Source organism: Halomonas beimenensis, from assembly GCF_002549795.1.
GTDB classification, from domain to species: Bacteria; Pseudomonadota; Gammaproteobacteria; order Pseudomonadales; family Halomonadaceae; genus Halomonas; species Halomonas beimenensis.
In genome coordinates this window covers 3,251,266-3,276,558 of record NZ_CP021435.1, presented here as the reverse complement: position 1 = coordinate 3,276,558, position 25,293 = coordinate 3,251,266, and the positions used below count along the sequence as shown (strand labels likewise).

The 25,293-nt window shown below is 70.1% G+C and carries 21 protein-coding genes; 14 read left to right on the top strand and 7 right to left on the bottom strand.

What is annotated here, in order from left to right; genetic code table 11:
• Positions 1 to 20 precede the first annotated feature (20 nt).
• Positions 21 to 908 carry a S66 peptidase family protein gene (locus BEI_RS15235; protein ID WP_097790319.1) on the bottom strand — a complete coding sequence of 296 codons (888 nt, stop codon included), beginning with the start codon at positions 906 to 908 and terminating at the stop codon, positions 21 to 23.
• 121 nt (positions 909 to 1,029) lie between these two features.
• Between BEI_RS15235 and BEI_RS15230 the strand changes: the two genes are divergently transcribed.
• A complete protein-coding gene (locus BEI_RS15230) occupies positions 1,030 to 1,362 on the top strand; it encodes a thioredoxin family protein (protein WP_097790318.1) in 333 nt (110 codons plus the stop codon).
• A 55-nt stretch (positions 1,363 to 1,417) separates the two neighbouring features.
• Here BEI_RS15230 and BEI_RS15225 read toward each other — a convergent pair whose 3' ends face one another.
• On the bottom strand, positions 1,418 to 2,236 hold the full coding sequence (locus BEI_RS15225; RefSeq protein ID WP_153045803.1) for a DUF5602 domain-containing protein: 819 nt from the start codon (positions 2,234 to 2,236) through the stop codon (positions 1,418 to 1,420).
• Between the two features lie 414 nt (positions 2,237 to 2,650).
• Here BEI_RS15225 and BEI_RS15220 point away from each other — a divergent pair, with 414 nt between their 5' ends.
• The 4 genes from BEI_RS15220 (at position 2,651) to BEI_RS15205 (ending at position 6,979) form a co-directional block, all read left to right on the top strand.
• The gene (locus BEI_RS15220) at positions 2,651 to 3,223 is read left to right on the top strand and encodes a hypothetical protein (RefSeq protein ID WP_227644499.1); all 573 of its coding nucleotides are present in this window, start codon (positions 2,651 to 2,653) and stop codon (positions 3,221 to 3,223) included.
• A 122-nt stretch (positions 3,224 to 3,345) separates the two neighbouring features.
• Positions 3,346 to 4,710, top strand: a complete 1,365-nt coding sequence (locus BEI_RS15215) for a glutamate--cysteine ligase (RefSeq protein ID WP_097790316.1) — start codon at positions 3,346 to 3,348, stop codon at positions 4,708 to 4,710.
• An 8-nt stretch (positions 4,711 to 4,718) separates the two neighbouring features.
• Positions 4,719 to 5,096, top strand: a complete 378-nt coding sequence (locus BEI_RS15210) for a PhzF family phenazine biosynthesis protein (RefSeq protein ID WP_227644498.1) — start codon at positions 4,719 to 4,721, stop codon at positions 5,094 to 5,096.
• A 158-nt stretch (positions 5,097 to 5,254) separates the two neighbouring features.
• On the top strand, positions 5,255 to 6,979 hold the full coding sequence (locus tag BEI_RS15205) for a sensor domain-containing diguanylate cyclase (protein WP_097790315.1): 1,725 nt from the start codon (positions 5,255 to 5,257) through the stop codon (positions 6,977 to 6,979).
• A gap of 75 nt (positions 6,980 to 7,054) precedes the next feature.
• Here the strand turns inward: BEI_RS15205 and BEI_RS15200 are convergent, their stop codons facing one another.
• A complete protein-coding gene (locus BEI_RS15200; protein WP_097790314.1) occupies positions 7,055 to 7,375 on the bottom strand; it encodes a hypothetical protein in 321 nt (106 codons plus the stop codon).
• A 124-nt stretch (positions 7,376 to 7,499) separates the two neighbouring features.
• A complete protein-coding gene (locus tag BEI_RS15195) occupies positions 7,500 to 8,369 on the bottom strand; it encodes a LysR family transcriptional regulator ArgP (protein ID WP_097790313.1) in 870 nt (289 codons plus the stop codon).
• An 89-nt stretch (positions 8,370 to 8,458) separates the two neighbouring features.
• Here BEI_RS15195 and BEI_RS15190 point away from each other — a divergent pair, with 89 nt between their 5' ends.
• Together BEI_RS15190 and BEI_RS15185 are read left to right on the top strand one after the other, a co-directional pair.
• Positions 8,459 to 9,076, top strand: coding sequence for a LysE/ArgO family amino acid transporter (locus BEI_RS15190; RefSeq protein WP_097790312.1), 618 nt, complete (start codon positions 8,459 to 8,461; stop codon positions 9,074 to 9,076).
• A 220-nt stretch (positions 9,077 to 9,296) separates the two neighbouring features.
• The gene (locus BEI_RS15185; RefSeq protein ID WP_153045802.1) at positions 9,297 to 10,733 is read left to right on the top strand and encodes an amidohydrolase family protein; all 1,437 of its coding nucleotides are present in this window, start codon (positions 9,297 to 9,299) and stop codon (positions 10,731 to 10,733) included.
• A 99-nt stretch (positions 10,734 to 10,832) separates the two neighbouring features.
• Here BEI_RS15185 and mltF read toward each other — a convergent pair whose 3' ends face one another.
• Complete coding sequence (mltF, locus tag BEI_RS15180; protein WP_227644497.1) at positions 10,833 to 12,266, bottom strand: membrane-bound lytic murein transglycosylase MltF; 1,434 nt, start codon at positions 12,264 to 12,266, stop codon at positions 10,833 to 10,835.
• Positions 12,267 to 12,540: 274 nt separating this feature from the next.
• Here mltF and BEI_RS15175 point away from each other — a divergent pair, with 274 nt between their 5' ends.
• The 4 genes from BEI_RS15175 (at position 12,541) to BEI_RS15160 (ending at position 19,636) form a co-directional block, all read left to right on the top strand.
• Positions 12,541 to 13,671, top strand: a complete 1,131-nt coding sequence (locus BEI_RS15175; RefSeq protein WP_097790310.1) for a substrate-binding domain-containing protein — start codon at positions 12,541 to 12,543, stop codon at positions 13,669 to 13,671.
• A gap of 1 nt (position 13,672) precedes the next feature.
• The gene (locus BEI_RS15170) at positions 13,673 to 16,723 is read left to right on the top strand and encodes an EAL domain-containing protein (RefSeq protein WP_097790309.1); all 3,051 of its coding nucleotides are present in this window, start codon (positions 13,673 to 13,675) and stop codon (positions 16,721 to 16,723) included.
• 122 nt (positions 16,724 to 16,845) lie between these two features.
• Positions 16,846 to 18,795 carry an ATP-dependent zinc metalloprotease FtsH gene (gene ftsH, locus BEI_RS15165; RefSeq protein WP_097790308.1) on the top strand — a complete coding sequence of 650 codons (1,950 nt, stop codon included), beginning with the start codon at positions 16,846 to 16,848 and terminating at the stop codon, positions 18,793 to 18,795.
• Between the two features lie 76 nt (positions 18,796 to 18,871).
• The gene (locus BEI_RS15160) at positions 18,872 to 19,636 is read left to right on the top strand and encodes an META domain-containing protein (protein WP_097790307.1); all 765 of its coding nucleotides are present in this window, start codon (positions 18,872 to 18,874) and stop codon (positions 19,634 to 19,636) included.
• A 28-nt stretch (positions 19,637 to 19,664) separates the two neighbouring features.
• On the opposite strand, the gene BEI_RS15155 is transcribed toward BEI_RS15160, so the two are convergent.
• Positions 19,665 to 20,744, bottom strand: coding sequence for a GGDEF domain-containing protein (locus BEI_RS15155; protein ID WP_097790306.1), 1,080 nt, complete (start codon positions 20,742 to 20,744; stop codon positions 19,665 to 19,667).
• A 102-nt stretch (positions 20,745 to 20,846) separates the two neighbouring features.
• The gene (locus BEI_RS15150; RefSeq protein WP_097790305.1) at positions 20,847 to 21,566 is read right to left on the bottom strand and encodes a YebC/PmpR family DNA-binding transcriptional regulator; all 720 of its coding nucleotides are present in this window, start codon (positions 21,564 to 21,566) and stop codon (positions 20,847 to 20,849) included.
• Positions 21,567 to 21,705: 139 nt separating this feature from the next.
• Between BEI_RS15150 and BEI_RS15145 the strand changes: the two genes are divergently transcribed.
• The 3 genes from BEI_RS15145 to BEI_RS15135 all read left to right on the top strand — a co-directional run bounded on the left by BEI_RS15145 (position 21,706) and on the right by BEI_RS15135 (position 25,202).
• Positions 21,706 to 22,893, top strand: a complete 1,188-nt coding sequence (locus BEI_RS15145) for a M24 family metallopeptidase (protein WP_097790304.1) — start codon at positions 21,706 to 21,708, stop codon at positions 22,891 to 22,893.
• A gap of 106 nt (positions 22,894 to 22,999) precedes the next feature.
• On the top strand, positions 23,000 to 23,221 hold the full coding sequence (locus tag BEI_RS15140) for a hypothetical protein (RefSeq protein WP_097790303.1): 222 nt from the start codon (positions 23,000 to 23,002) through the stop codon (positions 23,219 to 23,221).
• Between the two features lie 103 nt (positions 23,222 to 23,324).
• On the top strand, positions 23,325 to 25,202 hold the full coding sequence (locus tag BEI_RS15135) for an ABC transporter ATP-binding protein (protein WP_097790302.1): 1,878 nt from the start codon (positions 23,325 to 23,327) through the stop codon (positions 25,200 to 25,202).
• Positions 25,203 to 25,293 lie beyond the last annotated feature (91 nt).

The following is a 25,293-nucleotide window of genomic DNA, read 5'->3' as shown; positions in this document are numbered from 1 at the left end:
CTTCGTGGGGAAGCGCCCGTTCACCCTTCGATGAAGAGCCGCCCGCCCTCGAGGCGCCCGGTGGCGCCGTAGCGCCAGGGCCGGTTGTGCAGGCCGTGACCAACGGGCAGGCCGGCGAACAGCGGCAGGCCGAGCGGCGCCAGGGTCTCGGCGACGATCGCCTCCAGCGGCGTCTCGCCGTAGGGCGTGCAGCCCTCGAAGGTGCCCAGGCAGACGGCGGCGGCGTCGGTCAGGGCGCCGCCGTGCACCAGCTGCCAGAGGGCGCGTTCCAGGCGGTAGTAGGGCTCGCCCACGTCCTCGAGGATCACCAGGGCGCCCTTGGGGGCGGTGAAGGCCGTCGGCGTGCCGACCAGGCTCGCCAGGGTCGTCAGGTTGCCGCCCACCACCGGGCCTTCGAGCCTGGCCGGGGCGTCGCCTTGGGCGGTGAGCGGGTAGTCGAGCGGTGCCGGACCCTGGATCAGCGCCAGGGTCTCCTCGAACTGGCGGCGGATGATCGCGCGCTCGGCGTCGGAGTCCTCGAGCAGGCCGCCGGCGGCCTTGGCCACCGGGCCGTGCAGGGCCGGCAGGCCATGGCGGTGGCACTGGTCGAGCAGCACGGTCACGTCGGAATAGCCGATCAGCGGCTTGGGGCGGCGCGCCAGGCGGTGCCAGTCGATGCCGTCCACCAGTTGGGCGGCCCCGTAGCCGCCGCGCACCGCCCAGACCGCCTGGGTCTCGGGGTCGTCATAGGCGGCGTGCAACTGCGCCAGGCGGTGCTCGCGGCTCGCGGCGAGATACCGCTCCGGCGCCTGCAGCGGCGCCTCACCGCGGACCTCGACGCCCAGGGCTTCCAGGCCGCGGATGCCGGCGGCCACGGCCTCGGGGGCGGTGAAGGAGGAGGGGGCGATCAGGCTGACGGCGAGCGGCATGGCGACGGGATCCTGTGCTGGAGACACGCAGGATGGCATTGTCGGCGGGATGGGGCAGACTGTCACGTGGGCGACGAGCGTGCCGCGCCCCGTCGAGGCGATCCCCCGAGGAGGAGTCCCCATGCCGCCCCTGATCCATCAAGCCGACCTGGACGCCGCCCTGGCCGAGCATCCGGCGGTACTGGTGATGTTCGGCGGCCGCCACTGCGGCGTCTGCCAGGCCGTCAAGCCTCGGCTCTCGGCGATGCTCGCCGAGGAGTTTCCCCGCCTGAAGGCCTTCTACGCCGACTGCCAGGACGCCGCGGCCTCGCTGTGCGCCCAGCAGCGGGTCTTCTCGCTGCCCGTGGTGCGGCTGTGGTTCGAGGGCCAGCCCTTCGGCGAGTTCGCGCGCGTCTTCTCGCTGGGCGAGGTGCGCGAGGCCATTCGGCGCCCCTACGCCGCGCTCTACGACTAGGACGAGGCGCCGGGGCCCGGGCGGCACGTTCGGGCTGCCCGGGCTCCGGGCCGGCTCAGGTCGCGCCCTGGAGGGGCCTCGGCGCGGCCCCCTCGAAGGGCCGCAGATCGCGCAGTTCGATCCAGTATTCCCCGGCCTCCGGCTCGAACCCCACGCGGTAGCTGCTCGGGAAGTAGCCGGGGCTGCCGTAGGCGGCCGGCGTCTTCACCGGCAGGGTGAGGTCCTGCCGGGTCTGCAGGTAGTCCAGGGTGATCATCGGCTCCAGGAAGATCAGCCGGCCGGACTCGTAGCCATACAGGAAGGTCCGGGTGAACGGCTGACCCTGGAATTCGTGGCTTTCCGGGTCGAGGCCGTGGAGGCCCATGCGCTCGACGGCCGTGTCGGGCGGGATCACGTAGCCCTCTGGCACCAGGGCGGGATCCGGCGGGGCGAGCCGTTGTTCCCGGTCGGGACCCAGGAAGCTGATGGCCTGGCGCTCGGTCTCGTCGATGAGATAGAAGTGCACGTCGAAGTGAGCGACCGTGTAGATCCCGTCGGGGATATGGCCGATGGGATGCCAGTTCAGCCCCACATGGTCGTAGCCCGTGTGCGTGCCGTCCGCGGGCATGGGCAGCACGTATTCCCGGCCCTCCTGGCCGAGTTCCTCGCCGGGAAGCCCCTCCAGGGCATCGGCGGTCATCACCACGGCCACCGAGGCGGGCACGCCCGGTGCCGCTTCCGTGATCGCCACCCGGGCCTGGCCGTTGCCCACGGCCACCGCCTCTCCCCACAAGACCTCCTGGGCGGCCGTTGGCAGGGCGACGCCTCCCAGGGCCAGCGCGATCGCCGAGGCCGGAGCGAGCCGGCACAAGGCGGAAACTCTCGAGATATCCATGACGACCCTCCACCCTAGGGCGCCGGCTCGGCTGGCGGTGCTGGCGAATGGCGAGGCGCCCGTCGGCCCGGCCGGTGCTGTCGACTGAAGACACAAGCCTGTCACCCGCCATGGCCAGGTCATCGGGGGGGGGGGAGCGGGCGCGCAGGAGGAGGCCGGCAGGAATCGAGCGGCGTGCTGGCGCTGGCACCTCGACCGTTGTGGTGGCGTCTGGTGGGGGCTTGCTGAGTATAGTCCCTGCCGGGCGGTGGCGTCCGCCTCGACTGGTGCAATGTCCCCCGGTCGGCTTGAATGAGAAGGCAGCGGTCGGATCGCTGCGGGAAGAGGATTGGTATTCACTGGACCGGCGACAGGTGAGGTCAACGCAGCGAAGGAATCGGTCGCGGCCGGCCCTCGGGAGGGGAGGACGGAACGATGATCACACGCATTCCCTGGCGGGGTGCCATCGGATTGGTCGCGGCAGGCCTGGTGATGGGGCTGGCGGGCCCGGCGGTCGCCGAAGGCGAGTCCGAGGCGGACATGCTGGAAGATGCCCTGAGTGCCACCTGGCCGGGCATGGTGGCGGGGGCCACCGTCGTCGACTGGGAGGGCAATGTCCTGCAGGAAGGCAGCAATGGCTATACCTGCCTGCCCTCGCCGCCGAACCTGGCCGGCACCGCGCCGATGTGCCTGGACGCGACCTGGATGGCGTGGGCCAAGGCCTGGCAGAACGAGGAACCCTTCACCGCCGACAGCCTGGGGATCGCCTACATGCTGCAGGGGGACGAGGGGGCCAGCAATCTCGACCCCTATGCCATGGAACCCACCGCCGACAACCAGTGGGTCGTGGAGGGGCCCCACCTGATGATCATCGCCCCGCCGGCGATACTCGAGGCCTTTCCCTCCGACCCGGACAACGGCGGGCCCTATGTGATGTGGGAAGGGACCGACTACCAGCACCTGATGGTGCCGGTCGGTGCGCGTCCGGCACAGGAGACCATGGAATAGGGGGTGTCTCGAGGAGGTCGCGTCCCGGTGCCATGCCAGCGGCGCCCACCGGTTGCCGGCGGGCGCCGTTGCGTCGTGGTGCCGGGCCGGCTTAACTGAGGGCCGAGGAGGCAAGCGTCACCATGGCGGAGATCACCGAGGCTCGGCAGCTGGTCGACGACCTGGCCGCTAACTGCACGGCCATGGATCGGTGCCGGATCGGCGTCGAGCATGAGACCTTCCTTTTTACCCGGGAGGATCGTCGGTCACTCCCGTATGAAGGGTCGGCGGGCATTCGGGCCGTGCTGGAGGCCTTCCAGGCGTTTGGTTGGCGGCCCACGCTCGAGGGCGGCCAGCTGATCGGCCTGACCCGCGGCGGAGCCGGCATCACCCTGGAACCGGCAGGACAACTGGAACTCTCCGGGACGCCCTGGGAGGACCTGCACGGCGTGCACGCGGAGCTCGCGACCCACCGTCGCGAGCTGTCCGAGGTCGCCCGGGCGCTGGGGCTGGGCACCCTGGCCCTGGGGTTCGCCCCGGAGTGGACCCGCCGGGAGATGGACTGGGTGCCCAAGAGCCGCTACCGGATCATGCGGGGCTACATGCCCCGGGTCGGGGTACACGGCAAGGACATGATGACCCGGACCTGCGCCTTCCAGCTGAATCTCGATTTCTGTAGCGAAGCCGACATGCGGGCCAAGTTCCGGGTGGCCATGGCGCTGCAGCCCCTGGTGATGGTGGCCCTGGCCAACTCGCCCTTCGTCGAGGGGCGCGACAGCGGCCTGACCTCCTACCGGAACTACGTCTGGCTGCACACCGACTCGGCGCGTTGCGGCCTCCTGCCCCTGGCGCTGTCGCCGGACCTCGCCTTCGCCAGCTACGTGGAGCGCGCCCTGGACGTCCCGATGTACTCGGTGGCGCGTCACGGCGCCCACGTCGACCTCGCCGGGCGCCGTTTCCGGGACCTGATGCGCGGAGCCCTGCCGGAGCTGCCCGGCGAGCGCCCGAGCCTCGAGGACTGGAAGGCGCACCTCAACACCCTGATGCACGACGTGCGCCTCAAGGATCACCTGGAACTGCGGGGCAACGATGCCCTGGGCCTCGAGCACAGCCTGGCGCTGGCCGCCTTCTGGACCGGACTGCTCTACGATCGTCAGGCGCTGGAGGGCGCCCTGTCGCTGGTGGCGGACTGCGACGTCGCGCGGCTCAACCAGCTGCGCCACGAGCTGCCCCGCTACGGCCTCGCGGACGGCGAGCACATTCCGGTGGCGGGCCTCTACGCGGCCGACTCGTTCCGGGAGGCCCTGGAGCGCGCCCTGGCGCTGGCCGAGGCGGGCCTGCGGCGACGCCATCGGCTGGATGCCCAGGGGCGGGACGAACGCCACTACCTGCGTCCGCTCCAGGCGCTGGTCGAACTGGGACGAAGCCCCGCCGAGCATTGGCGGGCGCGCTTCCGGGGGCGCTGGCGGAGCGATCTCCGCCCCCTCTACGAGGCCGACGGACTCTGAGCGCCGCCGTGGCCGGACAAGGCCTGTCGTCTCGCTTCCCGGCCCTGGCCTATGCCGGGGCCTGGCATCTGGTGCTGGCGGTCGGCGACAAGGCCCGGCTCGACCGGCTGGACTACGATTTCGCGACACTCGAGGCGCTGATGCACGAGCGAGGGCTCACCACCCTGCAGCTGGTCTGGCGCGAGTCGCCGACGGTCTTCCCTGCCCGGAACCCCTTCCCGATGGGGGGGGGTGGAGGACCCGGCCACCGGCGCGGCGGCGGCGGCCCTGGGGGCTACCTGCGGGAGGCGGGGCTGATCCAGGCACCGGCCCGGCTGACGGTGCGTCAGCGGCTCAGCCGGCTCGAGGTAGTGATTCCCGGGACGGGGGGCATCGAGGTCTCGTGACGACATGCCCGCCGGGCGGCGAGGCTCCGGGTCGGTAAGCGCTCACCCGGGCGCGCTCGGCTGGCGGCGGGTGTGCCGTTTCGCGCAACCGCCTGGTCGGCGTCCGACCGGAGCCCGGGAGGCACTACACTTCTCCTGGGGCCAGCGGGGAGACCGGGATGCGCAAGGGGTGGCAGCCGAGGGGAACGCGACGCCTGTGGGCCTGGGGGCTGGGCGCTTGGCTAGCCTGCTGCCTGGTGGCGACGCTCCATGCCGCCGAGCCGGATGCGCCGCAGGGTCTGACCCTTCTGACCCATGCCGGCGAGGCGCCGCCCATGTCGGCCAGTCCGGCGCCGGACCGGCGGCTGGCCGACCCCCGCCGCGTCAGCCTGGGGCTGTCGCCTCACCCCGTGTGGCTCCGGCTCTCCCTGCCGCCCCGGGAGGGGCCGGCCTGGCTCTACCTGAGCAACCCCTTGCTCAAGGGTACGCGGCTCTATCGGCGTGGCGGGGGCGGAGCGGCCTGGGTCGAAGTGGACGCCGCGGCGCCGAACTCGCTTTCCGGCGGCATTCCCGTGTCGCGGCCGGTGTTTCCCGTCGCCACGCCGGGCGACTACCTGCTGCGCCTGGACAGCGCCCAGGCGCTGCGTTTCGACCTGCGCCTGCTGGAGACGGGCGAGCTGCACCGGGCCTGGCGCGACCTGATGCTCGGCCAGGGGCTCTACTTCGGGCTGGTGGTCGGCCTGGCGCTGTACAACGGCGTGCTGCTGTTCGGCCTGCGTGACAGCAGCTACCTGTGGTACGTCGGCTTCCTGCTCGGCTCCGCGGCCTACTTCCTCTGTCAGAACGGTCTGCTCTACCGTGTCTTCCCCGGCCTCGACCCGGCCGTCAACGAGGCCATGATGCTGACGTCGCTGTCCTGGATCTCCGTCTGCGGCCTGCAGTTCTGCCGCCGTTTCCTGTGGCTGCAGGACGAGGATCCCCGCGTGGATCGCGCCATGCTGATGCTGTGGCCCGTGGCGGCGCTCGGCGTGGTCCTCGCCTGGGAGCAGCCGGGCCATGCCACCGTGGTCTACTTCTCGGTCCAGGGGTTGCTGGTGTTGGGCCTCTTCCTGCTCTCGGCGGGGCGCGCCCTGGGGCGGGGGGTGCGTTCGGCACGCTGGCTGCTGCTGGCCTGGTCGGCGCTGGTCGCCGGCTCTTCGACGCTGCTGCTGGTGACCTACGGGCTGTTGCCTCATGGCTTCTGGAGCCATCACGGCTTCCAACTGGGCTCGGCGGCGGAGTCGGTCCTGCTGTCGCTGGCCCTGGCGGACCGCATCGGCCAGCTGCAGTACGAGCGGCAGGTACTGCTCGCCGAGCAGGCGAAGCTGCACGACATGAGCTATCTCGATGGGCTCACCGGGGTGTATAACCGTCGCTACCTCGACGAGGCCCTGCCGGCGGCGGTCATCCAGGCCGAGGGGAGCGGGGCTCCCCTGTCGTTGATCATGCTCGATCTCGACAACTTCAAGCGCTTCAACGACGGCTGGGGACATGCCGAGGGCGACCGGGCCCTGCAGCACCTGGTCCGGGCCACCGAGACGGTGATCCGCGACATCGACCCGGTGTGCCGCTATGGCGGCGAGGAATTCGTGATCCTGCTGCGGGAGCGCGACGCGAGCCAGGCGAGGGAAATCGCCGAGCGGATCCGAGAAGAACTCGTCTCCCGCCCCCTGACCCTGCGGGGCGGCGGGGTGGTGCCCCTGACCTGCACCCTGGGCGTGGCCGGGTGGCGGCCCGGGGAGTCGGCCGAGGAGCTGATCGCCCGGGCCGACGGGGCCCTCTATCGCGGCAAGGATGCCGGGCGTGATCGGGTCGTGCTGGATGGGGCGAGCGGCGGCGAGTCCACGCCGCCGGTCCCGGGGTGAGGGCCGGATACGAACCACCCCACGGCCGTCGGGCGCGTGGGGTGCGGGGTGGGGGCTCTCGGGTCATGCTCGCCCTCAATGCTTCTGTTCCGCCTCCTCTTCCTCGAAGAGTTCCGCCTTGGCGTCGCGCATCACGTCCTCGCAGGCGGCGTGCTGGGCCAGTTCGGTGAGCAGGCGCTGACTCACCGCGAACCCCTTGCCCAGGCAGTCGTCCACTTCCTCGCGGCTGACTTCCGGCGTGACCCGGTAGTCGATCTTGATCGTTCTTCCACTGCCGTCCAGTCGGTCGGCCAGCTCCCGCATGCGCCAGGCCATGCGTTCCTTCCAGCTGGCTGCTGCTTCCGCGCCTTCGTTCACGCTCAGGGTGCATCGCCACTCGGGCTTGTAGACCTTCATGCGAACCTCCTATCGGCTTGGAATGAATGATCGGTCGTGGTGCTGTCTCCGTTCGTTGTCGAAATGACCCGAATATCATACCGATGTGCCGGTAACTTGCCACCTTCGTGCCGGCGCGTCCCGTTCAGGTTAGTACTACCCGCCGCAGGACGCTCGTCAGGCGTTCGAGCAGCTCGCCGCTGTGGCGCCAGAAGTGCCAGTAGAGCGGGACCTCCAGGCGCCGATCCGGGGCCAGGCTCTCGAGCCGCCCCTTGGCCACCAGGTCGGCCACCTGCAGGCGCGGCATCATGCCGTAGCCCATGCCGGCGGCGGCCAGTCGCACGAACCCTTCCGACGAGGGGCAGAGGTGGTAGGGGAAGGGGCCGTGATAGCCGCACTCGGCCAGGAAGCGGTGCTGCAGCTGGTCATGGGGGCCGTAGACGATGGCCGGGGCCCGGCGGAAGGCGTCATGGGTGGGGCCATCGGGGAAATGGCGGGCAATGTAGGCCGGCGTGGCATAGGGATGGTAGACCATGGTGCCGAGCGGCACGCAGCGGGCCCCGGCGATGGGCTGGTCGCTGGCGCACAGGCAGGCCGCCACGTCGCCGTCCCTGAGCCGCCTGAGCCCCACGTCCTGATCCTCGATCACCAGGTCGAGCAGCAGGCCTTCCTCCTGGCAGGGCCCGCCCACGGCATCGGCCCACCAGGTCGCCAGGCTGTCGGCATTGATGGCGACGCGCAGCCGCGGCGAGGCGGTCTCCAGGGTGGGCAGGGCGGTGCGCAGGTCGCGCTCCAGCAGCCGGACCTGCTGGTAGTGGTTGAGCAGGCGTCGTCCCGCCGGCGTGGGCGCCAGGTGAGGGTGGCGGATCAGCACCGGCTGGCCGAGCCGGATCTCCAGCGCCCTGATGCGCTGAGAGACGGCCGACTGGGAGAGCCCGAGCTCACCCCCGGCGCGTTCGAAGCCGTCGCATTCGATCACCATGGCCAGGGCCTCGAGGAGCTTGTAGTCCAGCATAAGAAAAACTGATGAAGCATAAGGAAGATGATTTTTGAGTATACCGCCGTCTCGCTAGGCTGGCGTCTCATCTTCAGGGAGGATCCGCGATGCTCGAGAGTTATCTGACCGGCCTGGTGGTCTGCGGCGGCATCATCGTCGCCATCGGGGCACAGAATGCCTACGTACTGGGGCTCGCCGTGAGGCGCGAGCACCACTGGTGGTCCGCGGGACTGTGCATGAGCACCGACCTGCTGCTGCTGTCCGCCGGGATGTTCGGCATGAGCGCCATGCTGCTGGCCATGCCCGGCGCCCTGGAGGTCCTGCGCTGGCTGGGAGTGGCCTTCCTCGGCTGGCTGGCCGCCCAGGCGCTGCATCGCGCCGCCACCGGTCGCCGGGGCCTCGACACGGCCGAGGCGGAGGGACGCAGCCTGACTCGTGTCTTGCTGGCCACGCTGGCGGTGACGGTGCTCAATCCCCAGGTCTACCTGGATACCCTGGTGCTGGTTCCCGCCGTGGGCGCCCAGCAGGACAGTGCGGCCGCCTTCGTCGCCGGGGCGGGGACCGCCTCCATCCTGTGGTTCAGCCTGCTGGCAGGGGGCGGAGCCCTGCTCTCGCCCTGGCTGGCCAGGCCGACCGCCTGGCGGCTGATCGACGGCGGCATCGGCGTGATGATGGCCGGCATCGCCCTCCAGCTGGCCGGTGGCGGCCTCGGCGAGCCGGTCTGACACGCGCGCCGAACCTGGACAGGATGTAAATTCATGTAACGGAGGATGAGCAAATTCATGCTCCGTCACGGGCCTCGGCGAGGGCGGGCGCCGTCACGGTGACCTATTGTTACGGTATGTAAACGCCGCCAGGGAGGGAGGTCTCGACGAGGCCGCGGTGAGACGGGACAGCGAGGCGCGCCGCGGTCCAGGACAAGGGGTGGACCCGGGCGAGGTGGCCATGAAGATCGCATCCGTCGTGGTGTTGCTGGGGGTGCTCTCCGCGGCCCCCATGCCGGGAGGGGAGTCGCTGTGGCTGGTCGGTGCCACGGTCTACGATGGCACCGGCGGACCGCCCCTGGCGGAGGCGGTGATCCGGGTCAAGGACGACCGGATCGCCTGCATCGGCGGCATCGACGACTGCCCCGTTCCCGAGGAGGCCCGGCGGCTCGATCTCCAGGGGCAGTTCATCACCCCCGGCCTGGTCGATGCCCACGTGCACTTCGCCCAGACCGGCTGGTTCGATGGCCGGCCGGACAGCCGCATCGGACGGGCCTTCTACGACTTCGAGGAACTCCAGCGCTCCCTGCGCGCCCGCGCCGGGCGCTGGCATCGTACCTTCCTGTGTGCGGGCGTCACCGCCGTCTACGACATGGGCGGCCTGCCCTGGACCCTGGATCTCGCTGCCTTGGCCGAGGATCACCCGGCACGGGTCCATGTGCGGGCCGCCGGTCCCCTGATCACCCATGCGGACTCGATCATGCCCCTGTTCCAGGCCCTGGAGTCGGGGGCGTTCCTGCCGATGGGCAGCGACGCCGAGGCCGTCGCCAGCGTCCGGGCGCTGGCCGAGATGGGCGCCGGTGCCGTCAAGGTCTGGTACCTGGCGCCGGCGCCCGAGATCCGGGAGGAGATGGATGCCCGGTTGCGGCTGATCGGCCGCGAGGCTCGAGCCCTGGGCCTGCCGCTTGTGGTGCATGCCACCGAGCGGCGGGAGGCGCGGGTCGCCCTGGAGGCGGGAGCCCGGATGCTGGTGCACAGCGTCGGCGACCAGGCGCTCGACGAGGCCTTCCTGGCCCTGACCCGTGACAGCGGCGCCTACTATGTGCCCACCCTGCGGGTGGCCCAGAACTGGGCGCGGGCCAGGGCCAGCGTGGCCCTGGGCACGCCTCCCGAGATCGATGACCCCAACGGCTGCATCGGTCCGCGGACCCGTCGGGTGATCCGGGACGTCGACCGTCTCCAGGCCAGCCTGCCCGAGAACGAACGCACTCTGGACCGGGTGCTGGGCCACCTCGCCCGGGCTGCCGAGCGGCGTGCCGTCATGGACGCCAACCTGCGCCGGGTTCACGCGGCCGGGATCCCCATCGCCACCGGCACCGATGCAGGCAATCCGCTGACCTTCCATGGGCCGGCGATCTACCAGGAGATGGAAGCCATGGAGCGGGCCGGGATTCCGGCCGACGAGGTACTGGTGATGTCGACGCGCAACGGGGCGGCGGCCATGGGACGCCTGGAGGATTTCGGGACCTTGGAGGCCGGCAAGCTGGCGGACCTGGTGGTGCTCGAGGAGGACCCGGGCACCTCCACCGCCGCCTATCGCTCCATCACCCGAGTGATGCGGGCCGGGGTCCTGCAGGAAGTGGGCTGGCTGGATGCCAAGCAGATGGCGACCTTCTAGGTGCCTGTCGGGGTTGACCGATCGTCACGAGAATCACGGATTTCGAGTCAAATTCATCGATCTATCGAGGCGAATAGCGGGCTATTTAACGAAATGGTCCTAGCCCGTCGCCGAGTCGTCGACCCGGTCGGCGCGGGCCGAACGCGCGCCTTCACCAGGCGGCGCCCTGCTCTCGAGGGCGCGGCGGATCACGTCCCGATAGTTGCGAATGCGCTCCACGTAGTGCACCGGCTCGTAGCCCCTAGCATAGCCATAGCGGGTCCGGGGGTAGTAGCGTCGGTCGGCCTTGAGCGGCAGCACCTCCTTCATGTCGGCCCAGGAGTGGGGATTCCGGCCGAGCTCCCGGGCCAGCGCCTGGGCATCCAGCACATGGCCTCGGCCGATGTTGTAGCTGGCCAGTGCCAGGTAGGTGCGGTCGGGTTCGGGGATGTCGTCCGGGAGCCGCCGGTGGCGGTCGGCCAGGTAGCGGGCGCCGCCGTCGATGGCGGCCGCCGGATCCAGGCGGTCATCCACCCCCAGGGAGGCGGCGGTGCGGCGGGTCAGCATCATGATGCCCCGCACCCCGGTGGGTGACACGGCCGCCGGGTCCCAGTGGGATTCCTGGTAGGCCAGGGCGGCGAGCAGGTCCGCCGGGAGGCCGGTCTCGGTCTCGGCCGCCAGGAAGTGTTCCAGGAAGCGGGGCAGGCGCTCCTCGATACGCTCGTTGAGGGCACGCAGGTCGACGAAATCGAACTCCCCCAGGTAGCCGTAGTAGCGCTGGTGCATGGCCTCCCGGGCTGTCCGGCCGGTCTCGCCCTGCATCCAGGCCAGGGCTCGCCCGGCCAGTGCCTCCTGGTCGCGGGCCAGGTACCAGCCCAGGTTCTCCTCGGCGGTCAGGTTCAGCGCCACCTCCAGATGCGGGAAGTGCCGTCGGGTCATGCGCACGATATTGGAGTCGGCCACGGCGCAGTCGAATTCCCGGTTCGCCACCGCCGCCAGCAGGCTCTCGGTGCTGCGCGGGTCCTCCTGGAAGCGCAGGCCCGTCTGGTGGTTGACCAGGCTCTTCAGGCGCTCGGCGTAGCTGGATCGGGCGGTGACGCGGATCTCCCACTCGGCGAGCTCGTCGAGCCGGCGAGGCAGGGGGCGATCCTCCCGGTGACAGACCAGCTGTTCGACGATCCCGGTATGGGCGGGGCCCCGGGCGAAGCGTTCGTCCCGTGCCGGCAGGTGGGTCAACCCGGCGGCGGCCAGGTGGACCTCGCCGGCCTCCAGGGCCTCGAGCACCTCCGCGGTGGTGTCGACCAGTTGCCACTCCACTCGCCAGTCGTGGCTCTCGGCGAAGCGGCTTACCAGGTCGTGTTCCGGCCCGGCGGCCCGGCGGTGCCGGTCCAGGTAATAGGTGGTCGCGGCGTTGCGGGTCGCCACCTTGAGCACGCCGCCCTCCTGCGGTGGGGCGAGCCTGGGCCCCCGGTCCTGGAGGAAGGGATAGGCGAGCATGGCGACCAGGGCCAGGCCCCCCAGGGCGACGAAGAACGGACGACGGTGGGATCTCAAGGGCGAGCCTCTTCCTTCGGTTCGCCTTCACCCTAACAGCCCGGAGCGTTGGCCGGCCGTGAGAGGTGTCGTCCCTCGCCGGGTACGAGATCCATAAGAGGTACTCCGTTGCGTTTCTCATCGGGCTTAACTTAACTGCTACCCATGCCCCGGGAACGCTCGCCCGCGTTGCTGTGCATCGGTACCGCCCCGGCTTTGGGGTACAGTGTGCCTCGGGGCGCCGGGGTGATCGCCGGCGCAGGCAAGGCACGACACGACACAAGGACACCATGGAATGGCGGGATGCCAAGTGCGTTCACGGCGGGCCGGCCTGGCGGCCGCCCTGTTCATGCTCACCCTGGTCGCGCTGGCGGCCAGGGCCTCGGGCGAGTATATCCGGATCGACGACTACCTGGAGCGTCACCCCGAGCAGCAGGCGTTGATGGCGGATTTCGCCACCCGTGTCGAGGGGCCGGCGATGCCGCTGGCCTCGAGTCCGAGACGCACGGTTCGCATCGCGGTCATCTACCCCGGCATCCAGGCCTCGGACTATTGGCGGCGCAGCCTGGCGTCCTTCGAGGCGCGTCTCCAGGCCCTGCAGGTGCCGTACGAGCTGAAGACCTTCCTGTCGCGTCCCTCGGTGGATCTCGACCTGCAGGCCCGCCAGCTGACCACGGCCCTGCAGTGGCGGCCGGACTATCTGGTGTTCACCCTGGACGCCGTGCCCCATCTGCGGATGATCGAGCGCGTGCTGGCCTTGGGCAGCCCCCGGCTGATCCTGCAGAACATCACCACGCCGCTGGCGGCCTGGGAGAGCAGCCCGCCCTTTCTCTATGTCGGCTTCGATCATGCCCAGGGGACCCGGCTGATCGCCGACTGGATGCTCGAACGCGCCGGCTACCAGGGCAAGTACCTGATGCTCTACTTCGCCCCCGGCTACGTCAGCCGCATGCGCGGCGGCACCTTCGCGGCCCGGGCCGCCGAACACCCGGGCGTGGAACAGGTGGCCGCCTACTATACCGACGGCGATCCGGACAAGGCCTACGAGGCCACCCTGCGCACCCTGGAGGCGCACCCCGACCTGAAGATGATCTTCGCCAACTCCACCGACGTGGCGCTCGGTGCCCTGCGGGCCCTGCGCGAGACCGATCGCCTGGACGTGCTGCTCAACGGCTGGGGCGGTGGTGCCGCCGAGCTCGAGGCCCTGAACGATGGCGGCCTGGACGTCACCGCCATGCGCATCAATGACGACAATGGCGTGGCCATGGCCGAGGCGGTGCGCATGGCCCTGGTCAGCCAGGGTGACCGGGTGCCGCATCTCTATGCGGGGGAGATCGCCCTGATCACCCGGGATACCTCTCGCGACGAGATCCTGCGGCTCGAGGAGCGGGCCTTCCGCCTCAGCGGGCTGCCGGAGCAGGACTGAGATGCGGGCCTGGCGTTTCTCGCGGGTGGTGCTGGCGCTGGAGCTGGTATTGCTGGCGGGCGTCGCGACCCTGTTGCTGTCCACCGCCTATCTCGCCTCCCAGGAGGCGCTGCAGGAAGGCGCCGAGCAGGCGCACGCCCAGCACCAGCGCATCCTCGACGACGTGATCTCGGCTCACTTCGACAGCATTCGCCGCTACAGCGAGGGCCTGTCCGATCGGGACGGGCTCGAGCAGGCGTTGCACGAGGGGCGATCGGCGGCGGTGGCGGCCCGTGTCGAGGGGCTGCTGGATGACCCCCAGGCGCGCCACATCGATGCCCTGGTGGTCGAGAGCGACGGTCAGGCGCATGTCGCCCGGAGCGCTGGCCTGCTGGGCAGGACGCTGCCCTTCGAGGCCTTGAGCCGCCAGCCGGGGCCGCTGGCGAACTGGCGGCTGATGACGGCCCCCGGGGAGGGCGAGTCCCAGGCCCTGATGCGCCTGACCCTGCCGATCGTCGAGGAGACGCTGGGCCGGGTCGTCGGTCGACTGCACACCTATGTGGTGCTCAACGACAGTTTCTGGATCGCCAACGAGATGCTGCGCCTGCTCGGGGCTCGGGCCGTCATGCTGCGCCATGACGGGGCCGTGCTGGATGCCCTGGAGCGCGAGCCGGGCAGCCTTCGGGTCCTGGGGGCATGGGACGCGAAGACGGGCCCCGTCGTCACCACCCCGGATGGCATCCTGCAGGAGCTCCGCCTGCCGCTCGGTGACGGCACGGCCCTGCGCATGTCGCTGCTGTTGCCGGACGACAGCATCGTGGCGCTGCGCGATACCTATACCGATACCCTGCTCGACGCCACCCTGGTGGTGGTGGTGGTGGGCATGGTCCTGATGCTGGTCCTGCGCCGGCTCACCACCCGCGCCCTCGACAGGCTGGTGGCCTATGCCGAGGCGGTGCCGGAGAGCGGCACGCCGCGCCGCTTCCCGGGCGGGGGCTTCATCGAGTTCAATCGCGTCGGCCAGGCCTTCGAGGCCATGCTCCGGCGCATCCGCGAACGCGACAAGTACCTGGATGGGATCAGCCAGCATTCGCCCGACCTGGTCTTCGTGAAGGATCTCGACGGGCGCTATCGGCTGGTCAACGAACGCTATGCCTGGGCGTTGCACTCGACCCCGGAGGCCATGGTGAACACCCCGGTGGATCATGTCCTGGACGAGGAGGTGATCGTCCAGGCGCTCGACTCGGATCGGCGGATGGTGGAGACGCTGGCGCCGGTCAAGTACCACACGACCCTGCATACCCCGGAGGGATGCCGTCATTACCTCGTCACCAAGTTCCCGATCCTCGACGACGAGGGGCGGGTCTACCTGATCGGTGGCATCGCGACCGATATCACCGACCTGCGGGTGATCCAGGACCAGCTCCAGTTGGCGCACCGAGTGTTCGCCGAGACCAGCGAGGCGATCGTGGTGCTGGATGATCAGCACCGGGTCCAGCTGGCCAACCGGGCGTTCGCGGAGATGAGCGGCCAAGGGCGCTCCCGGGCCACCGCCGTGGTCCGCGACTTCCTGCTGAGTCATCCCGAGGTGGCCTACCAGGTGGAGCGGGGCGAGCGCTGGCAGGGGCAATGCGAGTTCCATCGTCACGACGGTGCCGGGCTGCCGGTACTGGTGTCCGCCACCCCCTTGCCGGAGGACGAATCCGGGCGTCATCACATGCTGCTGTTCAGCGACATCACCTCCCTCAAGGTCGCCGAGCAGCGCCTCGAGCGCCTCGCCTGGTACGACGCCCTGACCGGGCTGGCCAATCGGAGCCTGTTCAACCTGCGCCTGGACGAGGCCCTGCAGGGCGAGGCCTCGGCACGCACCGCGGTGATCTTCATCGATCTGGATCACTTCAAGGACATCAACGATACCTACGGCCACTCCCTGGGCGACGAGCTGCTGCGCCAGGTGGCGGATCGCCTGCGCACCTGCGTCCAGAGTCGCGACACCGTGGCGCGTTTCGGCGGGGACGAGTTCACCGTCCTGCTGAGAGACATCGCCGACGAGGCCCAGGCGTTGGCCATCGCCCGGCGCATCCTGAAGACGCTGGCCGAGCCGTACGACCTGGGGGTGGCCTGCTGCTTCACCACCGCCAGCCTGGGGATCACCCTGGCCGCCCGTCACGGCCGCTCCGCGGAGTCGCTGCTGCGCAATGCCGACCAGGCCATGTACGAGGCCAAGGCCCAGGGGCGACAGCAGGTGGTGATCTTCGACCCGGCCATCGACGAGCGTCACCAGCTGCGCCTGCGCTACGAGGCCGGCCTGCGCGAGGCCCTGACCAACGGCGAGCTCTTCGTGCACTACCAGCCCCGCTACGACATCGCCGGCGAGCGCATCCTGGCGGCCGAGGCCCTGCTGCGCTGGCAGAGCGAGGCGCACGGCCTGGTGCCGCCGAGCACCTTCATTCCCATCGCCGAGAACTCATCGCTGATCGTGGAGCTCGGCCGCTTCGTCCTCGGGGCGGCCTGTCGGCAGGCCGCCGCCTGGGCCGCGGCGGGGTTGGAGATCCCGGTCTCGGTCAACCTCTCGCCGCGCCAGCTGCATGAGCCCGACCTTATCCGCGACATTCACGAGGCGACTCGCCGGGCCGGTCTGCCGACCCGCCTGCTCGAGCTGGAGATCACCGAGACGCACCTGATGGACAGCATCGATCAGCTGCTGCCGGTGCTGCACCAGATCCGGGCCATGGGGGTGGGCCTGGCCATCGACGACTTCGGCACCGGCTACTCGTCGCTGACCTACCTCAAGCGCCTGCCCATCGAGCTGCTCAAGGTCGATCGCAGCTTCATCGTCGATGTGCCCGGCGATCCCGACGACGAGATCCTGCTGACGGCGATCATCAGCATGGCGCACAGCCTGGGCTTCCGGGTGGTGGCGGAAGGGGTGGAAACCGAGCGACAGCGCACCTTCCTGGAGCGCCTCGGCTGCGACGAGCTCCAGGGGTTCCTGCTGGGACGTCCCCAGGCGGCCGACCGCCTGCTGGCCGCCCTCGAGCAGGACCGCCAGCACTCCGGACACCGAGCCTGAGCGGGGCGGGAAGGGGCATGGGCTATGGTGAAGGATAACGTCGCCGCGGGCCCGGGCCCCGGGGGGCACCTGACGTCCGCCCCGGCCCCGTGCCCAGGCGACCCTGAAGCCGCGAGGTCAGCATGGCGAAACCGGATCGCAACCCAGGCGACCGCGACGATGGTCCCCCCCAGGAGAACCGGCCGACCCCACCGCCGGGACGCCCCCAGCCCCAGTGGCTGATGTTCCTGTGGATGGCCATCGCCATCCTGGTGGTCGCGAACTTCATGGAGGCGTCCCGGCAGCCGGGCCGCGTCGAGCTCACCTACTCCGAGTTCCTCGATGCGGTCGAGCAGGGCGAGGTCGAGGAGGTCACCCTGCACGGACAGTCCGTGCAGGGCACCTTCACCGAGGAGGCTCGCACCCTGCGGGACCTCGACCAGGGCGAGGGCTTCCGCACCACGCGGCCGACGGTGGAGGGGCGCCAGCTGCTGGATCGCCTCCAGGCCAAGGGTGTCAGGATCGTGGCACGCCCGGAGGATCTCCCTTGGTGGCAACGCATGCTGATGCTGGCGGTCCCCTGGATCCTGTTGCTCGCCTTCCTGTTCTGGTTCTGGAGCCGAATGCAACAGCGCATGATGTCGGGGGGCGGCCCCTTCGGCATCGGCCAGTCGAAGGCGCGCCAGATCAAGGGCGAGGAAAGCGAGGTGCGCATGGGGGACGTGGCGGGCTCGGAGAACGCCAAGCGCGACATCTTCGAGGTGGTCGACTTCCTCAAGCAGCCGGGGCGCTACCGGGCGCTGGGGGCCAAGGTCCCCCATGGCATCCTGATGATGGGGCCGCCGGGCACCGGCAAGACCTTGATGGCCAAGGCCGTGGCCGGCGAGGCCGGAGTTCCCTTCTTCAGCATCAGCGGCTCGGAGTTCATCGAGATGTTCGTGGGCGTGGGGGCCGCCCGGGTGCGCGATCTCTTCAAGAAGGCCAAGGAGCAGGCGCCGTCGGTGATCTTCATCGACGAGCTGGACTCCATCGGCCGGGCCCGGGGCACGGGCATGGGCGGAGGGCACGACGAGCGCGAGCAGACCCTGAACCAGATCCTCTCCGAGATGGATGGCTTCGAGCCCCACCAGTCGGTGGTGGTGCTGTCCGCGACCAACCGGCCCGACGTGCTCGATCCGGCCCTGCTGCGCCCGGGCCGCTTCGATCGCAAGATCGTCCTGGAGATGCCCCATCGCAAGGCCCGCGAGGCCATCCTCAAGGTCCACACCCGGGAGATACCGCTGGCCGATGACGTCGACCTGGCCCGCCTGGCCGCCATGACCACCGGCTTCTCCGGGGCCGACCTGGCCAACCTCGCCAACGAGGCGGCCCTGCTGGCGGGGCGCCGGGACCAGCAGGTCGTCGACTGGCCCTGTTTCTCGAATGCCCGTGATCTGGTGTTGCTGGGGGAGACCAAGGACGTCGCCCTGTCCGAGTCCGAGCGCCATCGGGTGGCCTATCACGAGTCCGGCCATGCCCTGCTCGCCTACCTGCTGCCCCAGGCCGACCCCCTGGAGAAGGTGACCGTGCTGCCCCGGGGCCAGGCCCTGGGGGTCACCGCCCAGGTGCCGGACGAGGACCGCTTCACCTATGGCGAGGCCTACCTGCGCGATCGGCTCACCGTGATGTACGGCGGCCGACTGGCCGAGGCCATCGTCTTCGGCGAGGTCAGCAGCGGCGCCCAGGACGACCTCGACCAGGCCACCAAGCTCGCGCGCCGAATGGTGGCGCGCTGGGGCATGAGCGATCGGGTCGGGCCGGTGGTGTTCTCCCAGAGCCAGGATCACGTCTTCCTGGGCAAGGAGATGGCCCACCCGCGGGAGCACAGCGAGGAGACGGCCAGCCTGGTGGACGAGGAGATCCGCCGGCTGCTCACCGACGTGGAGGCGCGGGGCCGCGAGCAGCTCGAGCGTCATCGCGGGGCGCTGGACGCCCTGGCCGAGGCCATGGAGCGTCGCGAGACCCTCGAGGCCGAGGAGATCCACGAGCTCCTCGAGTCCCACCTGGAGCGAGACGTCGAGCGCGCGCCGCCGGCCCGGCGACAGGGGGAATGACCGCGTCGGAAGCGAACCTTCTCGCGGTGTGTGGTCCAACCGATGGCATATTGCCCACTCGCCAGGATGAATCACCATGAAACGGATCTTCGATCTTTCTTTCTTTCTACTTATTGCGCTCTGGTTGGCCGGCTGCGCTGCACTGGAGCGCTCCCCCGAACCCCGGGCCGTCCTCGGCCAACTGCCGGCCAGCTTCCGCGGGGAGCTGCCCTGTGCCGACTGCCCGGGGATCCGCTATCACCTCTCGCTGTTCCCGGACGGCATCTACACCCTGAAGGCGACCTACCTGGGCGAGGGCGAGCGGCGTCGCTTCCACGAGCAGGGCCGGTGGGCGGTGGACGGTGCGGGCCGTACCCTGACCCTGGCCGGCGGGGATCAGGGGCCGCGGCAGTGGCGCATCCATGATAGCGCGAGCCTGGAGATGCTCGACCTCGAGGGCCAGGCGATCGTCTCCGCCCTCGACTATCGGCTGCAACGCACCGAGGCCTTCGTGACCGAGACCCTGGAGAACACCTACTGGAAGCTGATCGAGCTGGGGGGCGTGCCGGTGGAGCCGGTCGCCCGTGAACCTCACCTGATCTTCCAGGCCGAGCAGGGGCGGCTCGTCGGGGCCACCGGCTGCAATCGCCTGACCGGCCGCTACCGGCGCGAGGGGCAGGACCTGACCCTGGGGCCGCTGGCCAGCACGCGGATGGCCTGCCTGGACGGCATGCAGGTGGAGTCGCGCTTCCTGGCGATGCTGGAGCGGGTCGTCGGCTTCCGGGTGCTGGCCGACCGACTGGAGCTCTATGGGGCCGAGGGTGAGCTGCTGGCCCGCTTCGAGGTGCGTCACCTGACCTGAGCCCGCCCGCGGCCTTCCACCGCGGGCGTCAGGGCGTGTCGGAGACGATGCGATCCCGGCCCTCGGCCTTCGCCCGGTAGAGCAGGCGGTCGGCACGCTCGATGGCGGTCTCGAAGGACTCGCCGGGGAGCATCTCGGTGGCCCCGAAGCTCATGGTGGGCCGGACGAGGCCCTCGGGGGTCTCCAGGGGCGAGGCCCGCAGGGCATGACTGAACCGCTCCAGGATTCCCTGCGTGTATTCGCCTCCGGTCGCCGGCAGCAGGATCAGGAACTCCTCGCCTCCCCAGCGGCACAGGCAGTCCGAGGCGCGGAACTGGGCACGCAGCTGGTCGGCCACCCGGATCAGGCAGGTATCGCCGATCTCGTGGCCGTACCGGTCATTGATGGCCTTGAAGTGATCCACGTCGGCCAGCACCAGGGCGCAGCGCTCGCCGCTGCGGCGGTTGCGCTCGGCGAGCTGGCGCAGGAAGTCCAGCGTGAAGTGCCGGTTGTAGAGCCCGGTCAGGGCGTCCCGGGTGGCCAGCCGCGTGAGGTGGCGCTCCTGGTTCTCGTTGACGGCCCTGACGATCACCGCCAGGACGATCAGGCAGACGGCGGAGAGGGCGATGTTCACCGCCGGCAGCACCGTCAGCCAGGTCGGCGACAGGGTCGGTCCTGTCGGTGTCCCGGCCAGGGTCTCCAGCAGGGTGAACAGGCCCAGGAAGGCGAAGCCGAACGGGGCCGAGAAGCGCGCGCGCATCCGGGGCGCCAGCACGACCAGGCAGCCGACCGGCCAGAGGTAGTAGTGGAAGCCGGCTCCCGTCCCCAGCCACCAGCTGACCAGGCTGGCATGGGTCGCCGCCTCCAGGGCGGCCAGGCACACCGACAGGGTATGGCGGCCGAAACGATTGGCCAGGAAGGCCGCGCCCCAGACGAATACGCTCGCCAGGTTGAAGGCGGCCAGCCAGGACTGTTCCATCAGCCAGAACACCGGGACGAAGCTCGCATGCAGCAGGGCGCCGAGCGGCGTGGCGACCAGCAGCAGGATGTACTTGCGGTAGTGACGGACCTTGACCCGGTGCGGGCGCAGGGTGGGGGCGGGAATGTCGAAGGTGGCGGTCAGGGGCATGTCGGCGAGACTGGCGGGGCGGGACGGGCCTCGGCAGGAGGCCTTCCCGGGACGCGGGCGGCCTGCCGCCCAGGCCGGGGTGGCCGGCGATGGCGGCGTCGGTCAGCCGAGTTCGGCGCTGTGATAGACGTTCTGGACGTCATCGAGCTCGTTGAGCATGTCGAGCAGCTTCTCGAACGAGGCGACGTCGTCGCCCTCCACCGGCGTGGTGGTCTGGGGCAGGAACTGGATCTCGTCGGTCTCGAAGTCCAGCTCGCCGAAGGCGTCGATCAGTGCCTGCTTGGCCTTGGCGTACTCGGTATGCGGCGCGAAGACGGTGATCCGGCCCTCCTCGTTCTCGATGTCGGTGACGTCGACATCGGCCTCCATCAGGGCCTCGAGGGTGCCTTCCTCGTCCTCGCCGGCGAACGACAGGATGGCGCAGTGATCGAACATGTGGCTGACGCTGCCCGGGGTGCCCAGCTTGCTCTTGGTCTTGGTGAAGCAGGCGCGGACGTCGCCGATGGTGCGGTTGGGGTTGTCGGTCAGGCACTCCACGATGACCATCACATTGCCCGGGCCGAAGCCCTCGTAGCGGGCCGGCTCGTAGTCCTCGCCGCCGACGCCGCTGGCCTTGTCCAGCGCCTTCTCGATCACGTGGGACGGCACCTGATCCTTCTTGGCACGCTCGATCAGGCCGCGCAGCGCCAGGTTGCCGTTGGGGTCGACGCCGCCCTGCTTGGCACAGACATAGATCTCGCGGCCGTACTTGCTGTAGACCTTGGTCTTGGCGGCGGCCGTCTTGGCCATGGATTCCTTGCGGTTCTGGAAGGCCCTGCCCATTGCGATGAGTCCTGTTCGACGAATATCGAAGCAGGATTCTACGTAACACCGCCCCGGGGTAACAGTCCTATTTCCGCCGGCCCGGGGACGGCGAGGCCCGGCTACACTGGCCTGAGGGCATCCCGCACGGAGAACGCGCATGGATCATCACGCCTATCGCCAGGCCCTGGCGGCCACCCTGGCCGGCCACGAACAGCCCTTTCCCGAGGCCGAGCTCGAGGCCCGCTGCCGCCGCCTGCGCGAGCGCATGGCGGGTGTCGGGCTCGAGGCGCTGCTGCTCACCGACCCGGCCGATCTCCATTACCTCACCGGCTATCACACCTTCGAGGTGTCCGTGCATGCCTGCCTGGTGGTGACGGCCGAGCGGCTGGTCCTCCAGGTCCCGTCCATCGAGACGGGCCCGGCGGTGGTGACCGCCCGGGTGGACGAGGTGATCGGCTATCGCTGGGAGGGCCTCGAGGAGGTCGTCGACCCGCTGGCCGAGCTGCTCACCCCCTTTCGCGCCATCGGCCTCGACGCCATGAGCGCCGGGCTGCGCCATGGGGTGGTGTCGGCGCTGCAGGCGCGCCTCGGCGCCGAACGCTTCCGTGTCGACGGCGGGGCCTTGCTCGACCGGCTGCGCATCGTCAAGAGCGACTTCGAGCTGGCGTGCCTGCGCGAGAGCGCCCGCCTGTCGGGGCTGGGCATCCGGGCCGCCCGGGAGGTCATCGCCCCAGGCGTGAGCGACCAGGCGGTGGCCGCGGAGGGCGCCCGGGCCATGCTGGCGGCGGGCAGCGAGTTCATGAGCCTGCAGCCCATCGTCACCACCGGGGCACGCTCGGGCACCATCCATGTCAATCACAAGCGTCGGATCATCGGCGCCGACGAGCCCGTGTTCCTGGAGTTCGGCGCCGCCTACCAGCGCTATACCGCACCGATGATGCACACCGTCGTGGCCGGCCGGGCCAGCGCCGAGATGCAGGCGCTGCGCGACGCCTGTCGGGAGATCTTCGAGGCCCTGTGCCGGGCCATGCGTCCGGGCAACAGCTTCGACGCGGCGGCTCGGGCCGGCGAGGCGTCGCTGGCTCCCCTGGCCGATCGCGTGTTCTTCTCCGGGGTCTTCGGCTATGCGGTGGGGGCCCAGTTTCCGCCGAGCTGGGTGGAGGGGACCGGCTTCATCGCCCGGGGGCAGACCCGGGCCTTCGAGGCCGACATGGTCTTCCACCTGCCCCTGTGCCTGCGCCTGCCGGGGCGCTTCGGGGTCGGCATGAGCGACACCGTGCGGGTGACCCCGGCCGGCGGCGAGCCGCTGACCGACAATCCCTGGGAGCTGCATGAGACGGGGTGAGCCCAGACGCCGGCATTGCCGGAGGGGCCGCCCCGGACCATGCTGAAGGGCAGGGCCCGCCGGGCGAACCTGTCGGGGCGGGCCACATCATCGCAAGGAGAGAGTCATGACCCAGACCGTCACGGCGTCCTACGACGACACCCTGAAGGCGCGCAACGCCTTCAACGAACTCGTCTCTGACGGCTTTCCCCGGGAGTCGCTGTTCCTCGACGAGGAGAGTCGGGAAGTCAAGGTGATCATCGGCGACGAGATCCGACGCGAGGTGGAGGAAGTGCTCAATCGCCACGAGCCGGCCAAGGTCTGGTCGCGCCCCTACGAGGGGGGGTGACGCCGCCTCGGCGTCCCACGCCGTATCTTTCCCGGGCCCGCTTCCCGCCAGCGGGCCGATCCCGGCCGGCCTGAACCGGTCGCCCTGCTGAACCGGGGGCTGGATGTTTCGTGTCTTCGAGCGGCTCGTCGATCCCTATCCCGAGGGCGAGCACCGGGTGCCGCCCCGGGGGCTGCTGCCCTTCATCCTGCACTATTCGCGCCCGGTCGGCTGGCTGCTGGTGGCGATGTCGCTGGTCACCGCCCTGGTCTCGGCGGCGGAGGTGGCGTTCTTCCATGGCATGGGCCGGCTGGTCGACTGGCTCGCCGAGGCCGACCGGGAGGGCTTCCTCGCCGCCCATGGCGGGAGCCTGGCGGGCCTCGGCCTGCTGGTGGTGGTGGGGTTGCCGCTGCTGGTGCTGCTGCGCTCGCTGCTCACCCATCAGGGCATCTTCGGCAACTATCCCATGCTGGGCCGCTGGCTCTCGCATCGCCAGATGCTGCGCCAGAGCATGGCCTTCTTCCAGGACGAGTTCGCCGGCCGGATCTCCCAGAAGGTGATGCAGACGGCCCTGGCCATCCGCGAGACGGTCATGAAGCTGATGGACCTGCTGGTCTACGTGCTCGTCTACTTCCTCGGGGCCCTGTGGCTGCTGGGCAGCGCCGAGCCCTGGCTGATGGCGCCGCTGGCCCTGTGGCTGCTGGGCTATGTGGGGCTGATGCGCGTCTTCGTGCCCCGGCTGCGGGCGGTCTCCATGGCCCAGGCCGACGCCCGAGCCCGGATGACCGGCCGCATCGTCGACAGCTACAGCAATATCCAGACCATCAAGCTGTTCGCGGACAGCCGGCGGGAGCAGGCCTATGCCCGGGATGCCATGCAAGGCTTCATGGCCACGGTGCATCGACAGATGCGCCTGGCCACCTGGCTGTCGGTGTCGCTGACGACGCTCAACGCCCTGCTGCTGGTTTCGGTGGCGGGACTCGCCATCGGCGCCTGGTACCTGGAGCTGGTGTCGCTGGGAGTGATCGCGGTGGCCATCGCCCTGGTGATGCGCATCCGCTTCATGTCCGACTGGATCCTCTGGGAGGTGGCGGGGCTGTTCGAGAACATCGGCACCGTCCAGGACGGCATCAACACCATCGCCCGGGTGCCCGCCGTGCAGGACGCCCCGGACGCGGCCGAGCTGGAGGTCTCGCGGGGCGAGATCCGTTTCGAGGCGGTGCGCTTCGGCTACGAGGCGCCCCGGGCGGGGGGCCATCGGGTGTTCGATGGCTTCGACCTGACCATCGCTCCGGGGGAGCGCGTGGGCCTGATCGGCCGGTCCGGGGCGGGGAAGTCGACCCTGGCCAACCTGCTGCTGCGCTTCTATGACCTGGAGGACGGGCGCATCCTGATCGATGGCCAGGACATCGCCGGGGTGACCCAGGAATCGCTGCGACGGCGGATCGGCATGGTCACCCAGGACACCTCCCTGCTGCATCGCTCGGTGCGCGACAACATCCGTTACGGCAGCCCCGAGGCCGACGACGACGCGGTACGGCGCGTGGTCCGGCAGGCCCATGCCGACGGCTTCATCGACGACCTGGTCGACCCCCAGGGTCGCCGCGGCCTGGACGCCCATGTGGGCGAGCGCGGCGTCAAGCTCTCCGGCGGCCAGCGCCAGCGCATCGCGATCGCCCGGGTGCTGCTCAAGGACGCGCCCATCCTGGTCCTCGACGAGGCCACCTCGGCGCTGGACTCCGAGGTGGAGGCCGCCATCCAGGAACAGCTCTATGCCCTGATGGCCGGCAAGACGGTGATCGCCATCGCCCATCGGCTGTCGACCATCGCCATGCTCGACCGCCTGGTGGTGATCGACGAGGGCCGCATCGTCGAGACCGGCCGGCACGAGGCGCTCCTGGCCCGGGACGGCCTCTATGCCGCCCTCTGGCGGCGACAGTCGGGGGGCTTCCTGGGGCTCGACACCTCTCGGGCAGGCCAGGGCACGCCCCAGGCCTCCTGACTCCGCTAGGGGCGGTGTGACTTGCGCCATATCATGCGGTCACCTCCATCATCGGGCTAAGATGGGATACGCTTCGTTCCCGGTCCGCTTC

Excerpts from the sequence above, each read along its gene's own strand:
- BEI_RS15235 (WP_097790319.1), bottom strand. The coding sequence starts at position 908 with ATGCCGCTCGCCGTCAGCCTGATCGCCCCCTCCTCCTTCACCGCCCCC.
- BEI_RS15230 (WP_097790318.1), top strand. The coding sequence starts at position 1,030 with ATGCCGCCCCTGATCCATCAAGCCGACCTGGACGCCGCCCTGGCCGAG.
- BEI_RS15225 (WP_153045803.1), bottom strand. The coding sequence starts at position 2,236 with ATGGATATCTCGAGAGTTTCCGCCTTGTGCCGGCTCGCTCCGGCCTCG.
- BEI_RS15220 (WP_227644499.1), top strand. The coding sequence starts at position 2,651 with ATGATCACACGCATTCCCTGGCGGGGTGCCATCGGATTGGTCGCGGCA.
- BEI_RS15215 (WP_097790316.1), top strand. The coding sequence starts at position 3,346 with ATGGCGGAGATCACCGAGGCTCGGCAGCTGGTCGACGACCTGGCCGCT.
- BEI_RS15205 (WP_097790315.1), top strand. The coding sequence starts at position 5,255 with ATGCGCAAGGGGTGGCAGCCGAGGGGAACGCGACGCCTGTGGGCCTGG.
- BEI_RS15200 (WP_097790314.1), bottom strand. The coding sequence starts at position 7,375 with ATGAAGGTCTACAAGCCCGAGTGGCGATGCACCCTGAGCGTGAACGAA.
- BEI_RS15195 (WP_097790313.1), bottom strand. The coding sequence starts at position 8,369 with ATGCTGGACTACAAGCTCCTCGAGGCCCTGGCCATGGTGATCGAATGC.
- BEI_RS15190 (WP_097790312.1), top strand. The coding sequence starts at position 8,459 with ATGCTCGAGAGTTATCTGACCGGCCTGGTGGTCTGCGGCGGCATCATC.
- BEI_RS15185 (WP_153045802.1), top strand. The coding sequence starts at position 9,297 with ATGAAGATCGCATCCGTCGTGGTGTTGCTGGGGGTGCTCTCCGCGGCC.
- BEI_RS15175 (WP_097790310.1), top strand. The coding sequence starts at position 12,541 with ATGGCGGGATGCCAAGTGCGTTCACGGCGGGCCGGCCTGGCGGCCGCC.
- BEI_RS15170 (WP_097790309.1), top strand. The coding sequence starts at position 13,673 with ATGCGGGCCTGGCGTTTCTCGCGGGTGGTGCTGGCGCTGGAGCTGGTA.
- ftsH (WP_097790308.1), top strand. The coding sequence starts at position 16,846 with ATGGCGAAACCGGATCGCAACCCAGGCGACCGCGACGATGGTCCCCCC.
- BEI_RS15160 (WP_097790307.1), top strand. The coding sequence starts at position 18,872 with ATGAAACGGATCTTCGATCTTTCTTTCTTTCTACTTATTGCGCTCTGG.
- BEI_RS15155 (WP_097790306.1), bottom strand. The coding sequence starts at position 20,744 with ATGCCCCTGACCGCCACCTTCGACATTCCCGCCCCCACCCTGCGCCCG.
- BEI_RS15150 (WP_097790305.1), bottom strand. The coding sequence starts at position 21,566 with ATGGGCAGGGCCTTCCAGAACCGCAAGGAATCCATGGCCAAGACGGCC.
- BEI_RS15145 (WP_097790304.1), top strand. The coding sequence starts at position 21,706 with ATGGATCATCACGCCTATCGCCAGGCCCTGGCGGCCACCCTGGCCGGC.
- BEI_RS15140 (WP_097790303.1), top strand. The coding sequence starts at position 23,000 with ATGACCCAGACCGTCACGGCGTCCTACGACGACACCCTGAAGGCGCGC.
- BEI_RS15135 (WP_097790302.1), top strand. The coding sequence starts at position 23,325 with ATGTTTCGTGTCTTCGAGCGGCTCGTCGATCCCTATCCCGAGGGCGAG.